General features: G+C 62.5%; 13 protein-coding genes. 4 read left to right on the top strand and 9 right to left on the bottom strand.

Annotated elements, in window-relative coordinates:
* Window positions 1–43: 43 nt before the first annotated feature.
* From ONR57_RS16245 to ONR57_RS16235, 3 genes are read right to left on the bottom strand one after another with little or no spacing between them, the layout of a single operon-like run.
* Entirely contained in the window at window positions 44–568 is a 525-nt protein-coding gene (locus tag ONR57_RS16245; RefSeq protein WP_265124553.1) for a GNAT family N-acetyltransferase, read from the bottom strand.
* Window positions 569–602: 34 nt separating this feature from the next.
* Entirely contained in the window at window positions 603–1838 is a 1236-nt protein-coding gene (locus tag ONR57_RS16240; protein WP_265124552.1) for an RNA polymerase sigma factor, read from the bottom strand.
* A 9-nt stretch (window positions 1839–1847) separates the two neighbouring features.
* On the bottom strand, window positions 1848–2270 hold the full coding sequence (locus ONR57_RS16235; RefSeq protein WP_265124551.1) for a YciI family protein: 423 nt from the start codon (window positions 2268–2270) through the stop codon (window positions 1848–1850).
* Window positions 2271–2510: 240 nt separating this feature from the next.
* Between ONR57_RS16235 and ONR57_RS16230 the strand changes: the two genes are divergently transcribed.
* A complete protein-coding gene (locus tag ONR57_RS16230; RefSeq protein WP_265124550.1) occupies window positions 2511–5711 on the top strand; it encodes an arabinosyltransferase domain-containing protein in 3201 nt (1066 codons plus the stop codon).
* 3 nt (window positions 5712–5714) lie between these two features.
* On the opposite strand, the gene ONR57_RS16225 is transcribed toward ONR57_RS16230, so the two are convergent.
* Entirely contained in the window at window positions 5715–6392 is a 678-nt protein-coding gene (locus ONR57_RS16225) for a GAP family protein (RefSeq protein ID WP_265124549.1), read from the bottom strand.
* Complete coding sequence (locus ONR57_RS16220) at window positions 6392–6775, bottom strand: Rv2640c family ArsR-like transcriptional regulator (protein WP_265124548.1); 384 nt, start codon at window positions 6773–6775, stop codon at window positions 6392–6394. Before ONR57_RS16220 ends, ONR57_RS16225 begins: the two co-directional genes overlap by 1 nt.
* 93 nt (window positions 6776–6868) lie before the next feature.
* Between ONR57_RS16220 and ONR57_RS16215 the strand changes: the two genes are divergently transcribed.
* The 3 genes from ONR57_RS16215 to ONR57_RS16205 all read left to right on the top strand — a co-directional run bounded on the left by ONR57_RS16215 (window position 6869) and on the right by ONR57_RS16205 (window position 8993).
* Window positions 6869–7276, top strand: coding sequence for an ArsI/CadI family heavy metal resistance metalloenzyme (locus ONR57_RS16215; protein WP_265124547.1), 408 nt, complete (start codon window positions 6869–6871; stop codon window positions 7274–7276).
* Between the two features lie 10 nt (window positions 7277–7286).
* Window positions 7287–7904 (top strand): YigZ family protein, encoded by a 618-nt coding sequence (locus tag ONR57_RS16210; RefSeq protein ID WP_265124546.1) that lies wholly within the window; start codon window positions 7287–7289, stop codon window positions 7902–7904.
* A gap of 123 nt (window positions 7905–8027) precedes the next feature.
* Window positions 8028–8993: an L-lactate dehydrogenase gene (locus tag ONR57_RS16205; RefSeq protein WP_374116463.1), complete on the top strand. Its 966-nt coding sequence runs from the start codon at window positions 8028–8030 to the stop codon at window positions 8991–8993.
* 31 nt (window positions 8994–9024) lie between these two features.
* On the opposite strand, the gene ONR57_RS16200 is transcribed toward ONR57_RS16205, so the two are convergent.
* The 4 genes from ONR57_RS16200 to ONR57_RS16185 form a co-directional block, all read right to left on the bottom strand.
* A complete protein-coding gene (locus ONR57_RS16200; protein ID WP_265124544.1) occupies window positions 9025–10482 on the bottom strand; it encodes a glycosyltransferase family 39 protein in 1458 nt (485 codons plus the stop codon).
* A 27-nt stretch (window positions 10483–10509) separates the two neighbouring features.
* Window positions 10510–10989, bottom strand: coding sequence for a DUF4188 domain-containing protein (locus tag ONR57_RS16195; protein ID WP_265124543.1), 480 nt, complete (start codon window positions 10987–10989; stop codon window positions 10510–10512).
* 134 nt (window positions 10990–11123) lie between these two features.
* Complete coding sequence (locus ONR57_RS16190; RefSeq protein WP_265124542.1) at window positions 11124–13871, bottom strand: replicative DNA helicase; 2748 nt, start codon at window positions 13869–13871, stop codon at window positions 11124–11126.
* A gap of 506 nt (window positions 13872–14377) precedes the next feature.
* On the bottom strand, window positions 14378–15067 hold the full coding sequence (locus ONR57_RS16185; protein WP_265124541.1) for a type 1 glutamine amidotransferase domain-containing protein: 690 nt from the start codon (window positions 15065–15067) through the stop codon (window positions 14378–14380).
* Between the last annotated feature and the right edge of the window lie 80 nt (window positions 15068–15147).

Here is a 15147-nt window from a genome sequence, read left to right as displayed (position 1 = left end):
GAAATCAGAACACGTGTCGTGGGGACTGCGTCACATGAGGTGCTCAGGCAGGTGTCGGTGCAGGGTCCGACAACGAGCGCTGATACCAGGCGACGTCGTGCCACGCGTCATTCTTCCAGCCGATCTTTCTGAACACGCCCACCAACTCGAAACCCATTGATGTGTGAATCCCGACGCTCGCGGCATTGGGCAGCGCGACACCGGCTACGGCGGTGCTGTAGCCACGGGCTGCGAGCCGCTCGAACAGGGTCGCATAGAGCAAGCGTCCCCCACCTGTCCGCCGTAGGCTCATCTTGAGGTAGATGCTCACCTCACAGGACCGCCGATACGCAGCGCGCTCTTTGTACGGACCACCGTAGGCGTAACCAACCACTTCGCCGCCATCCTCGAGCACAAGCCAGGCGTACTCGCGCAGCGCAGCCTCAATGCGTGCGCGCATGGTTTCTGGCGCAGGCGGTTCCGTTTCGAACGAAATGGCCGTCTCTGTTACGTAGGGGGCATAAATCTCGGCACATGCCGCCGCATCGGCCGCGCTCGCGTCACGCACGGTGAGGGTAGATATCGCCATGTCCCTATATTTGCATCACCCAGGCGCTCCGCGCCTACCGTGCTTTAAGCGCCGCCGCCTTAGATAACAGCACTCCCCGCTGGCGTTCGTTTGCCGCGCAGGCCGCGGCTTCGGTGAGGGCGCTGCGTGCCTCTTCGAACCGCCCCATTTGCGCGAGCAGTTCGCCGCGCACACTCGGCAGCAAATGAGATCCCCGCAGTGATCCAGCTGCGGCGATCTCGTCGACTATCGTGAGCGCAGCGGCAGGACCGGACGTCATCGAAACAGCTACCGCACGGTTCAGGTGCACCACCGGGCTTGGGGTAAGTTCGCCCAGCGCCTCATAGAGCAGCACAATCTTCTCCCAGTCCGTCTCCGCGACGCTCGCCGCGTGCGCGTGGCATTGAGCAATCGACGCCTGCAGCGCGTAATTGCCTCGGCCCCGCCCGAGTGCGTCGGCGCGCGCCAGCGCAGTGTCGCCCCGCGTGATTTGTGAATGATCCCACCGCGCTCGATCTTGGTCGGCGAGAAGCACCGGTGCGCCATCAGCGCCCGTACGTGCAGCGAACCGCGACGCCTGGAACTCCATCAAGGCAACGAGACCGTGCACCTCAGGTTCCGCTGGTGCGAGCTCCGCGAGGACGCGGCCCAGTCGCAACGCCTCGTTGGCCAGGTCGGATCGTATCCAGCGCTCTCCTGTCGTGGCTGCGTAACCTTCCGTGAAGATCAGGTAGATCGCGCCCAAGACCCCACCAAGCCGTGCCGGCCACTCCTGCGGTTCTGGCACCTCGAACGGCACACGCGCGGCAGTCAGCGTCTTTTTCGCGCGGACGATACGTTGCTGCATCGTGGGAACTCCGACAAAAAACATGCGCGCAATTTCTTCCGCCGTCAGACCGCCAACGACCCGTAGCGTCATCGCGACCTGAGCATCCCGGCCGAGGACGGGATGGCATGCGGTGAAGATCAGGCGCAGCACATCGTCATCGATGGGCTCCCATTCGTCGTGACTGTGCGCTTCGAGGTCCCGGGCGATCGCACGATACCGTTCGTCGAGCCGGTCGCGCCGGCGCCAGCCGTCGATCGCCTTCCGTTTGGCGACCGTTGTGAGCCAGGCGCCTGCATTACGCGGGACACCTGACTCCGGCCACTGCACGAGCGCGTCGGCGACGGCTTCCTGGGCGAGATCCTCCGCGAGACCAACATCGCCGACCATGCGGGCAAGGACCGCGACTACGCGCGCACCCTCGATGCGCCACACGGCGTCTATCGTCCGGCGGATGTCAGGCATCTCGAAACCTCATTTGGTGCCAAGTTCCTCGCGCCACCCAGCTTCCTTCTGGACGTACTCATTGTCCGTGAAGTCCTCGAAGTCACTCTCATCCGTGACGCGGCGGACCTCCAGTTTCGACCCGGGCCCCAGCGGGCATCGTTTCGCCCACTCCAGTGCCTCCTCTTTGGAGGATGCCCGGATGATCCAAAATCCATTGAACAGTTCGTGTGTCTCACCGTAGGGCCCGTCCGTGACGATGGGTTCCTCGGCGGAGAAGTCCACCACAAAACCCTCTTCCGGCCCGGAAAGTCCCTCGCCGCCCAGCAGGACGCCGGCCTTCATCATCGACTCGTTGTATGCGCCCATCGCATTGATGATCTCTTCGAACGGAACGTTCTTCGACGCTTCGAGAGCCGCATCGGTGGACCGCATGATCAGCATGTATTTCATCGTCGTTCCCCTTGTTTGTGAGGAGCCCCTCTGGCTCCTTCTACTATGACGTCGACTGGAGATCCGCCGGATCGACAACACGATCGAAAGTTTTTCCGCTGCCACTCTCTTAAGACATTCTCAACCGACCCGCTCCGTTGTGTGATCGGTCAGTGACGTAATTGCGGTTAGGCTTCGGGACGGACTCGAGCCGGTTGTACGTTTAGGGGGCGTTGGTTGGTCCGCAGGGCGATCGCACACGTGCGGCACAGACAGGCGGGGACGAACCTAGCGGACGGCGCTGTCCGGCGAACCAGTCTCATCGCGGCGTTCTCCGGACTGCTGGCGTTCGCTCTGCTCATCGCGGTGCCCTTCCTGCCGGTGAACCAGGTTGACACGTCAGTGGAGTGGCCGCAGGGTGCGGACAACAGTGACGTCGAACTTCCGCTCATCGCCTACTACCCGCTCGGCCTGGAACTGCAGGTGCCATGTGCTACCGCGCTGGATATGGAGGAAGGCACGGTCCTTTCGACTATCCCGCCCGAGTCCAGCGAAGGCAGCCGGACTGGGATGCACATTTCCGCTAGCGCGGGTGGTGTGGTCGTCGCGAGCCGTGATCACGTCACGTTCACAGCGGAGCAGGAACAACTTCGCGACTGCTCCTACCTCCATGTCCAAGTAGACGACTCCGGCATTTACAGCGAGTTGCGCGCAGCTGACGGTGGCATCGTGGCCAGCGGATCCATGGAAGGCGACCTGAAACCCCAAGTCGTGGGGCTGTATTCCGACGTGCCGGAGAACGCACGAGACGGCATGCGGGTTGATGTCCAGATCGATTCGCGCTTCTCGAACGAAGCGTCTTTGCTCAAAGTTGTCGCATTGGTGGCCGGAGTAATCGCCACCGCGATAGCCCTCACCGCCGTGGGACGGCTCGACCTGCTCGACGGACGAAAACACCGCCGCTTCCTGCCGGCGGGCTGGTGGCGAATCCGGCCGCTCGACGCGCTCGTCGCGTCAATACTCGGCATCTGGTACGTGATCGGTGGCATCACCAGTGATGACGGATACATCCTCACGATGATCCGGGTTGCCGAGGACGCAGGCTATATGGCGAATTACTTCCGCTGGTATGGCGTTTCGGAAGCACCGTTCGGCTGGTTCTATGACGTGAACACGCTTTTCGCGACTGTTTCTGCGTCGAGTCTGTGGGTGCGCCTGCCCGCGCTTATTGCGGGTCTGCTGTGCTGGTGGCTGCTGTCCCGGGAAGTGATCCCCCGGCTCGGGCCGCGAGCACGCGCATCCGCGCCTGTTTACTGGACGGCAGCGGGTGTCTTTCTCGCGTTCTGGCTTCCGTACAACAATGGTTTGCGTCCGGAGCCGATCGTCGCGGTCGGTGCGCTGCTCACGCTGGTGTGCGTCGAGCGGGCGATCGCCACCGCGCGGCTGCTTCCGGCGTTGATGGCCGTAGTCGCCGCAGCGTTCTCGCTCGCCGCCAACCCGACCGGTCTCATGGCGGTTGCTGCGCTTCTCGCTGGTGTGCGGCCCATGTGGCAGGTGCTGCGCAAGCGCGCGGCGGTAGTCGGGTACGCACCGCTGCTGCTGCCCCTGCTGGCCGCGGGCTTCTTGGTGCTTGCTGTGGTCTTCCGGGATCAGACGTTCGCGGGTGTTTTCGAGGCAGCCCGAATCCGTACCGAAGTGGGCCCCGCGCTGCAATGGAACGACGAGTTCATGCGCTACACCGCGCTTGTCAGCTCGGACGCGGACGGCGCGCTATCGCGCCGCTTCCCCGTGTTCATCATGTTTCTGGCGCTGATAACGGCAATTACGCTGCTAGTCGCGCGCCCGAGGGGCTGGGGGATCGCGCGGCATCCTGCTGCTCGCATCATCGGTGTCACGGTCGGTTCCCTGCTGCTGCTGATGGCCGCGAGCCCCACCAAGTGGACCCACCACTTCGGCGTCTTCGCGGGGCTTGGTGCCGCCGTTGCAGCGGTAGCGGCTGCGGCGCTGACAACCCCAGCGGCACGACAGCCCAGGAACCAGTTGCTGTACGCGGCCGCGGTCGTGTTTGTCATGGCGTTTTCCTTTGCTGGTCCCAATGCGTACCGCTACGCATCCAGCTGGGGCGTGCCGTGGTGGGACAAGGCACCGTCAATCAGTGGTCATCTTTTCGCCACCGGTTTCTTGGCAATAGCAGTTGCGCTCGCAGGTGTCGGCGCCTGGATTCACGTCACGAACAGGAGGGACGGCAAGCTTGTAAGCTTCACTGCCCGGGCCTCAGGTGCGCCGCTCGCCACCGCTGCGTTTGTCCTCGTTGCTTTTCAAGTTCTCTCGATCAGCAAAGCGGCACTTTCACAGTACCCGGCATACTCCGTGGCGCTGGCGAACGCCAAAAGCCTGACAGGCCAATCGTGCTCACTTGCAGATGCTGTTCTCGTGGAACCCGACCCCACCGCGGGCGTACTCGCCCCTGCTACCGCGACCCCGGCCGAGGCAATAGGCACCGGCACCCACCCCGGCTTTACTCCCAATGGGGTCGCTGAACGCCTTCCGGCCGAGAAGATCAACCGCTTCGATGCTGGACCTATCACGATTCAGCCAGACGGGCCAACTGTGCACAGCCGCGACCAAGATGTGGAATCGCTCGATTCGCCGGGGGTAAACGGAAGTACCGTGCGCCTGCCGTACGGGCTTGATCCGGCCGTCGTTCCCGTGCTCGGCAGCGCCACTGAGACCGGCCACGGTGAAGTCACCACGGACTGGTACGAGCTGCCCGAATTCGATTCCGCTACTCCGCTTCTCGTAGTCACCGCCGCTGGCGAGATTGCGTGGACTGACCGGGATGGTGTCCGCCGCGGTGGACAAACACTGCGTGCCGAGTTCGCGCGAAACGCGGACGACGGCGCCGAGATACTCGGTGAGGCAGAGTTCATCGACGCAGGTTACGCACCGGAATGGCGAAACCTCCGGCTACCGGTCAGCGAGATACCTGAGGGAGCTGACGTCGTTCGCCTGCATGTTGCCGACACCGACCTCGCCCCACGGCGATGGATTGCGTTTACACCGCCGCGAGTCCCGCGACTGCAGACACTCAACGCTGTGGTGGCGGATACACCGACGCTGATCGACTGGACAGTCGCGCTGCAATTCCCCTGCCAGGAGCCCTACGTGCATCGAGATGGGGTCGTGCAGCGGCCCGAATTCTGGATTTTGCCCGATCGTGACGGACTCGGGGGTGCATACAACTGGCCCAGTCCGTTCGCGGGCGGATCATTGGGCTTCACCCTCACCCTGTCCGACCAGCTCACGCTGCCCACCTACCTCGACGAAGACTGGTACCGGGACTGGGGCCAGCTACGGCAGCTCACGCCGCTCCGCCCGGAATCAGTGCCCGCCCAACTCGATCGTAACGTGCACCCACGCTGGGGCTGGTGGCGGCCGGACGGCCAACAAGTGACCACGTAGCCGTCACACCAGGTACTGGTGGTGCATCAGTGCATCGATAATGAGCACAGCACCCGCCACAATGAAGATGATGCGGACGGTGCGCGGGCCATAGCGGGTGAGTACGCGGACCACGGATCGGTAGCGGCGCCGCGCAGCCGGGCTTCGGCGCGTGGCGAGAAAAAGCACGACCGCGGGCGGGATCAGCGCCACGAGGCAATACGCGATGATGATGAACGGCCACCACGCAGGCAGGGGCTGGTGCGCTGTGAGCATCGCAAGCCCAGCTAGGTAGGGCACGGCAGTTGGCGCTTGAGCCATTCCGATGAGAGCACCGGCCCCGACGAGCAGGGCTGGGTTGCGGCGCAGGCGAACTGCCCAATCGGGCGGTGGCCGTTGCGAGGTGGGCAGCAGCGCGACCACGATGAGGATGAGTCCTACGACCAGCCCCACCCAGTATCGAACGGTCGGTGTTATCGCTATGTCAAAAAGCTCGGTGAGGTAGCTGAGCCCTAGCACGGTCAAAACACCAAATGCCGTGGTCATGACGAACACACCGAGCAGAAACGCGCTCACCCCCGGCACCGGGGACCGGCGCGCCAGCCGGGCGTCGTAGACGATCGCCGCAGTGGCGCCCACCAGCAGTACGTCGAGCGAATCAAGAAACGCCAGCCCCATCAGCGCCAACAGCAGTGTCGTCATCAGTCAGCCAGGCTACTCGCCTGAGGTTCGCAGCAGTTGGGGTCGAGCACGAGCCGGAGCGCATCGAGGGCCGCGGCGCGCACACGGTAGTAGACGTTCATTCCGCGCCGCGTGCCCTCGACCAGTCCCGCCTTCTTAAGCTGACTGAGGTGGTGACTGACCGTCGATTCGGCAAGCGCGAGGCTGGCAGCCAGATCACACGTGCAGAGTTCGCGGTCGCTGCTCGTGAGCAGCAGCGACATCAGCTTGATGCGCACCGGATCAGCGAGCGCCTTAAGCCGCAGCGCGATCTGCAGCGCGGCGTCGTCACTGATCGGTGCTGCGGACACCGGCGCGCAACACAACGGGGCGCTGATGTCGACGGCGGGAAGGGCTTTGGGCACAGAGCCAGCCTACCCCACCTTCTTGACATATGTCGAAAAGGTGGCAAAGTGGGACTCGTCATAGTTCGACATTTATCGAAAAGGTGGTGTGGCATGTCCCGTGTCCAACTTGCCCTCAACGTCGACGACCTACAGCAGGCCATCACGTTTTACTCAAAGCTGTTCAACTCCGCACCCGCGAAAGTGAAGCCCGGCTACGCGAACTTTGCGATCGCCGAACCACCCCTGAAGCTAGTTCTGATCGAAAACCCAGGCGCGGGTGGCAGCCTCAATCACCTGGGCATCGAAGTGGGGTCGAGCACGCACGTGCACGACGAGATCGGGCGCCTGCAGGACGAGGGGCTCTTCACCCAAGAAGAGATCAACTCGACGTGCTGCTTCGCAACCCAGGACAAGGTGTGGGTAACAGGTCCCGGTGGTGAACGGTGGGAGGTCTATACCGTTCTTACCGACTCAGAGACGTTCGGTCCCGCCGCGGAAGCCGAGGCCAGCACGGCTTAAAATCAGTGCGATGCCGTACTCGCTGGCCAGCACTGAGCACCCTCGCGTCGAGACAGAGATCAAGCGATCTCGTTTCATCGCTGAGCTGCGGCGTGCGGAGGATATCGATGTCGCCCTGCAGCTTCTCGCCGATGCGCGGGCCGCACACCCCAGCGCGCGCCACCACTGCTTCGCGTGTGTGATCGGGGATGCGGACGAGGCACGGATCGAACGGTCAAGTGATGATGGCGAGCCCGGCGGCACAGCTGGAATCCCTATGCTGCAAGTACTGAAATCGCGAGATATCGTCAACGTTGCCGCGGTCGTGATCCGCTACTTCGGCGGGGTGAAACTAGGGGCGGGCGGGCTCGTCCGCGCGTACTCGGGGGCCGTGGCCGCGGCGGTCGATGCGGCAACCCTGATCCCCCGGGTACGCCACGAGCTATTTCGCCTCACCGTCGACCACGCCGACGCGGGCCGGCTTGAAGCCGAGTTGCGAGGCCGCGGAATCGATGTGCCGACTATCGATTACGCCGAGCGCGCCACGCTGACCGTATCTTCTGCCCACCCAGCGGAACTCGCCTCAACGATCGCCGCGCTCACCGGGGGGCAGGCGCAGTTAGTTCCTGCTGGCCATGTCTGGACGTAACCGTGCCCCGGCCTCTGGATCCATCTACGGAAGTCATACAGAATGGCCAAGTTTCGGGGGTTTTAGCTGACCTCCGCAGTTGAATTCGCGCACTGGTGGCTGGGTGCACCCTGCTTTGAAACAATGGTCCGCATGGGCGCAGTGGAAAATTCGAAACTTGCCATCGTTGGGGCGGGAAGCGTTGGGGCCAGCCTTGCGTACGCGGCACTCATCCGTGGATCGGCGCGGCACGTCGCCCTCTACGACATCAACCACGCCAAGGTTGAGGCTGAGGTGCTCGATCTCGCCCACGGCACGCAATTCACCGGCGCGAGCGACATCGCGGGGTCAGCTGATATCGCCGCGGTTGAAGGGGCGCACGTCGTTGTCGTTACCGCTGGCGCGAAGCAGAAGCCGGGGCAGACACGACTCGATCTCGCAGCCACGAACGTGCGCATCCTCGAACAGTTGATGCCAGAACTCGTCAATCATGCGCCGCACGCGTTCTACGTGCTGGTCACAAACCCGTGCGATGTGCTTACTGTTGCGGCGCAGCGCATGTCAGGCCTTCCCGCCTCGCGCGTCTTCTCGTCTGGCACGGTGCTCGATACTTCACGGCTGCGCCGTCTACTCGCGGATCGCGCAGGCATCTCACCGACCAGCGTTCATGCGTACATCGCGGGTGAACACGGGGACACCGGGTTCCCTGTCTGGTCAAACGCACGAATCGGGTCTGTCCCGATCTTCGATTGGCACAGCCCAGAAGGGCTTCCTCCTTTCACCGCAGAAGAACTCAACCGAATTGCCATCGATGTCCGCGACGCTGCCTATCGAGTGATCCAGGGCAAGGGCGCGACAAACTACGCGATTGGCCTCGCTGGCGCGCGCATCGTGGAGGCACTGCTTAATGACGAGCACGCCATCCTCCCCGTGAGTACGGTGTTGCGCGGCGTGCACGGCATCGATGGCATCGCCCTGTCGGTGCCGTCCGTCGTCAGCGCCGCTGGTGCAGTCCCAATCACCGAAACACCCTTCACTGCAGAAGAACTCGCGCAGCTGCACCACTCCGCTGACACCCTGTCCGGCTCGCTGCGCACGCTCGGCCTCTAGCGTCGCGCCAGGACGCTCCGCGAGCGTGTCATCAGCCGATTCGGCGCAACGACGGCCAAACCTCGTCCCACCGCCGTGAACGGTCGTTGCATATCCAGACTTGCCGACCTTGTTCATCGTTGGCGACATTTACCTGGTTATCGATCGTCGCGGCGGACCACAGATCATCGCACAAGTCCCTCAGGACATCCTCCGGATAGCCCAGGGCGATGAATGGGCCACGCCGCTCGGGCGGCGGCCCCCACGACCAGTAGCTGTTGTGTCCGCTAAACACCGGGATGTGCGGCAGGAACATTTCGATCGCGCCCGCTTGGCCGTAGTTTCCTGCCAAGACGATCACGTCGCTGTCAGCTATGCTGCGGTGCATGCCGTCTATCGTGGCAGCGAACTCCGGCCAGCCAATCGTCTCCCCGGCGTCGTAGTTGATTGACGGGATCGGTGTTTCCCGCAGTTCCTGCGGGGGGACGATTGGCAGGAAAAGTAACCCGGACGTCACGGCTGTCGCCACGATTGCGAGAACCGCAAGACTGCGGCGGAACGCGGTAGTCAGCCACCGCAGGACAGGTTCAGCACCGGCCGCGAGCAACACCGGGTACATCCCGGCTAGATAATAGGGCTTACCGCCCATCACCAGGAAGACGACTGCGAGAAGGAGGTACGCGACCGCGAAGAACCGCCACGAACGCATGCCTGGCTCTCGCAGCAGTCTCCAGAGACCGATAATCCAGATCGGCGCGAGCAACGGACCGAGCAGCACAGTCTGAAACGGCAGGAACAGCCACCGTGGCTCGCTCGTTCCCGAACTCCCGGCAGCGATTGATCCAGACAACTCAAACTGTGGCCAGCCATGAGCCGCCTGCCACCAGGTGTTTGGCAGCGCGATCAGTATTGCGAGCGCGGCGGCACCCCACAGCCAGCGATTCCGCAGCACGGACCGTGGCCCCACCGCCACGATCGCGGCAAGTAACGCTGCCAGCAGCACGACCACGAGGGACTTGGTAAGCAACCCGATGCCCGCTGCCGCACCGACCGCCATCCACTGTGGCCCCGGCTGTTTGACGGCCCGAATCACGAGCCAGCTCAGCAACGCCCAAATCAGGAAGTCGAACGTACTCGTCGACAACAAGTGCCCGACTGCGATGAGCACCGCCGACGCCGCCATCGCCGATGCAGCCAGGAACTGACCCGCACGTCCGGCCCCGAATTCCCTCGCGATGAGAGCAGTCACAATCACGATCACGCCCGCCGCGACCGCCGAGGGGATGCGCAGAGCCACCAGCGAACCACCCGACAGCGAATCGAGCAGATACGCAAGTAGCGGCACCAGTGGCGGCTGATCGACATACCCCGCCGCGGGACGGCTACCAGCGGCAATGAAGTACAACTCATCGCGATGGTAGCCATACCGGCCCGCCGTCGCGCACAGTGCGACCACCGGGACGGCAGCAATCAACCCCACCCCGCGCCAGGCAAACCGTGGCCGCTCCACCTCAGGAGCCTATCGGGCTTCGATCCACTATCTCGCCGTCATCCGTTGCCGGGCACTGTCTTGGCCGGATCGCACCTGGATCGACTCGGTCGCAGCGGCAAGCCCGATAACGGGCATGTCAACATAAATCGTCTCGTGGTGACCAGCAGGGACCGCGTACGTTTCGTGCCAGACACCGACATCTCCCGGATACTTGCGGATTGCCTTGTTGTACGCCTTCCAGGCAGGGCGGTGCAGTCGCTGCGCATCAACAGCGTAGCGGTAAATGTCCTCCGCTGATCGCCAGTACTGGACCACCAGAATTGTCCTGCCAGACAGGTAGGTCCGGTGCCACAAGAAACCGGCTTGCGGATCCTGTGCCAGTTCTTGGAGCATCGCAGGCATCGCCTTAACCACCGGCGCCCAGGACCTGACTTTACGCAGGCGATTCAGTCTCATGCCGATGAGAAACACGGTTACCGGTCCCTCATGCGCGTGCGTCCTCCGGCCGTGGTGAATCGTAGCCATGACTACTCCCCTGCATAGATAGTGATGCTCTCCATTATTGGATAGCTCCACTATCTAATGCAAGGTGTCGGGGAAGGTTTTCGCGTTGGCGCTGTAGGCGCCCGGCGCTGGAGCGACTGGTGGCGCAGACCGCCTTACCCGCGTGCCATATCAACGAAGCGTGAGAAGTGCAATTGGTGCGCCACAGTGATCGTCGCGGTGGGACCGGCACGGTGCTTGCCCACGATGATGTCGGCTTCGCCGCCGCGCGGGTCGTCAGCCTCGAACGCGTCGGGACGGTGCAGCAGGATCACCATATCGGCATCCTGTTCCAGCGAATTATGGACTGCTACGCCATCGGCAATGAAGTTGTGCGTTCCGGGCACGGTCCCGTCGTAGACTTCTTGCTCACCAAGACTGGTGATCTCGACTATTCGGTCCCAATATGCGTCGTTCGTCGCGAGCATCTCGATGTCTTCGTCATCAAGAATCTCCGCAACCCGCGCGAGGCGGGACCGACTCGGCGCGTGCTTCCACATCGCGGATCCGCAGAACCGCGAATTCATAGCCGCCGCCAACTCCCTGTGCGTGATTTCTTTCGCGGCCAGCAGATCGCGGACCTTGTTCCAGACCTCTTTCGGCACGGTGTCGACGTTTGTGTTCGAGGCGACCGCTTCGAGTTCATCTGCAGCCACTTTTACCGCTGATCCTCGATTCCCATGCACACCTACCCCGTTCAGGAATGCCAGCTGGTTCTCAGCCCCATCGATTGAGAGGTGCCAGCAATCGCGGTAGTCGGCCTTACTGACAGACTTGATGCGGCTGGCTACACCCAGACGCATCAGCAGTTGTGCAATGTCGTCGACAAGTCGGCGACTCGTCGACGCATAGTAAATTCGGGCCTGGTGCCCCTTGGCATCCCACCGCACCGATCCATCCGTCGCCCACAAGTGGCGAAGGAAAAGCGCGATTTGATCGTTTGGTGCCGAGAATACGACCTGCGGCACGAACTTCTCGTTACTGCGGAGACCGAAGATGCCAAGCCCGTCGAGCCATGCGGCGATCGGATTGCGATTGCCGTGCGTAAGTCGTTCCGGCGCTCTCAGCCCCAACGTGGTACACCGCGCTGCCGGGTACTCGTCGCGCACGGCCGTGACACCGAAATGGTGCGCGGCTGCCGTCACCGCCTCGAGGTTCTGCTTATCAACACTCGCATATCTGATCGGCTGGCGCTTCACGCAGGAGCCATAGCCGATCATATGCGCGAGCAGGATCACCTCGGGATCAGGCAATCGTTGAGTGTGTGCCGGCTCGGGCACCATTCGGGGCGTCGCTACACGGTCGGCCACCTTGAGCTGGTCCAGGCTGATCCAGCCGTCGACCGTCATGAACGGGTGGTTGGCAGTTGCCTCAACCTGACGTCCTGACGCCATTCGAACCCGAAACACTTCCTTGCGGCCACTCGAGAAAACCTTCACCATGGGGCGGGCCACCATGCGCATGCGCTCATCAAACGACCACACGAGCGGCGTTTCACCGGTTTCGAGTAGCTCGCCGAGAGTCACTTCTGCTCCGTTGTCAGCGCGCAAGATTCGTGTCGAGGCGGGGAGGCATCCAGATTCGCGCAGGTCAGAGACTTGCGGCTTCTTATCTGAACGCTGCTCCGGGCCACGGTTGAGCTGACAGATAGCGATCACCGGGACTTCGAGCTCTTTCGCAAGCAGCTTGAGGCTTCGCGAAAGTTCCGACACTTCCTGCTGCCGCGATTCGAACTTCTTACCGGAGGTCATGAGCTGCAGGTAGTCGACGACGACGAGACTAAGTTCGTGTTTCTGCTTGAGACGCCGCGCTTTCGCCCGGATCTCCATCATCGTCATATTTGGCGAGTCATCAATGAAAAGCGGCGCTTCACTGATTTCACTCATCCGCCGCGCCAAACGCGTCCAGTCATCGTCATTCATTTTGCCGGAACGCATGTCGGCAAGTTTGATCTTCGCTTCGGCCGACAGCAGCCGCATCACGACTTCCGTCTTGCTCATCTCAAGAGAAAACAGAACTCCGGCTTTCCCCTGCTTCACGCAGCAGGAACGCAAGATATCCATGCCCAGCGTCGATTTGCCCACACCCGGCCTCGCCGCAATGATGACCATCTGACCTGGGTGCAGCCCATTCGTGAGTTCATCGAACTCCACGAACCCGGTTGGCACACCAAGCGAGATCCCCCCGCGCGACGCGATCGAATCGATTTCGTCCATCGTCGGCTGCAGGAGTTCTTCGAGCGGCACATAGTCCTCAGACGTGCGCCGCTCGGTCACATCAAAGATCTCGGCCTGCGCGCGGTCGACGACCGTTGCGACATCCTGTCCCTCGGATCCGGCGTAGCCGTACTGGACGATCCGCGTACCGGCTTCCACCAATCGGCGCAGAATCGCTTTTTCCGCGACGATTTCGGCATAGTAGCCCGCGTTCGCTGCCGTAGGCACAGTGGAAATGAGGGTGTGCAGGTAGGGGGCGCCGCCGATACGCCGCAACTCACCGCGGCGCTCTAAGTCGGCAGCGACAGTCACCGGGTCGGCCGGTTCACCGCGACCGTAGAGATCGAGGATGCAGTCGTAGATGTTCTGGTGGGCGGGGCGATAGAAATCTCCGGGGCGCAATTTCTCAACGACGTCCGCGATCGCATCCTTACTCAGCAGCATCCCCCCGAGGACAGCCTGCTCGGCCCCGAGATCTTGAGGAGGCTGACGCAGCAAGGGCTCGGCCGGTGGTGGGGCAGAGTGCCCCCCGCCGCTATCGCGGTCACCCCGCCGCTCGTGGCCGTTTCCGCTGCGGGTGTGAGCGCCGTTTCCAGGATCACCAGGTTCCCCCGGCCCGGTGTATCCCCGCTCGTCGACTACCCCCACACACCCCTCCTCAGGCACGGTCTGAATGAGCTTGCACTACTTCTTACCAGCGGGGTCCGACAACTTTCACCGGTCACTCGCGCACCCCACTGGACCGAGTTGTGCGCTCGACGCTAAGCAGGAGACGCCCGCACCGCAACACTGCCTGTGGACAGGCCTGTGGACAAGCTGGGGATTACCGGTGCACAGTTCGGTCAGCCTTGTGCACTAATTGGGGATAACTTGGGGAAAACGCGTGTTATGGATGTCGTTAGCGCAGGTAAACGGCCCCGCTGCGCCTGTTGATAGTGTGGAAAAACCTGTGTACGGCGTGTCGCGAAGCCGTCCACTTTCGGCGTGTTGAGGTGACTAAAGACCCTGAAAACAGTGACCCGTGACACTTTTTACGAAGGATGGTTACTGGCCCCACCAGCGAGGATCGCAGCAGAGGTGGGCGGAGCCGCGATCAGCCCCAAGGCTGCCACGCCTCCGTTACCGGTTACGCATTGCCCACTCGATGCCGAGCGTTACCGCTCGAGAACCGCTACGACCTTCTTCGCGGTTGATTTGGCCGACTGCGGGTTCTGACCGGTCACCAGATGACCATCGACGACGACTTTCGGCGTGAACGGAATCAGGCCTTTCTCGTAGAGCGCCCCGCGCTTGCGCATCTCGTCCTCTACGTTGTACGGCACCAGTTTGTGGACCCGGGCGACCACTTCCTCTGTCCACGCGAAGCCCGTCAGTTTGCGACCCGAGACAAGCAGCGAACCGTCCGACAGCGTGACGTTGAGGAGGCCACAGTAGCCGTGGCACACAGAGGAAACGATTCCGCCGTTCTCGAAAACCTCCCGCGAGATGCGCTGCAGTCCTTCGCTGTCCGGGAAGTCATACATCACGGCATGACCGCCGGTGAAGTAGATTGCGTCGTAGTCGGACGAATCGATCTCGTCAGGCGACTTGGTGTTCGCCAGCAGCTCCATTTGAGCCGGATCGGCCTGCCACGCTTTCGCCGTCTTGTCGATATTTGGAAACTTCAGTGACCGTGGCTCAAGCGGGGATGGCCCACCCCTGGGACTGACGATGTCTTGTTCGTAGCCCGCCTGTTCGAAGACATGCCAAGCGTGTGTTAGCTCTGAGAGCCACAGCCCGGTCGGGTGCGATGGGTCATCGTAATGATCGACGTTGCTCACGGCGTGCAGAATTCGCTTGGTCATGTTCCGAGACTTCCACAATGGCTGTGGCGCAAACCAACAAGCACACGGTACGCAAACGCACGCTGGCCCCAGGAGAGTCC

Source organism: Hoyosella sp. YIM 151337, from assembly GCF_026041215.1.
Taxonomy (GTDB): domain Bacteria; phylum Actinomycetota; class Actinomycetes; order Mycobacteriales; family Mycobacteriaceae; genus Hoyosella.
This window is presented reverse-complemented; position numbering and strand designations above follow the sequence as displayed.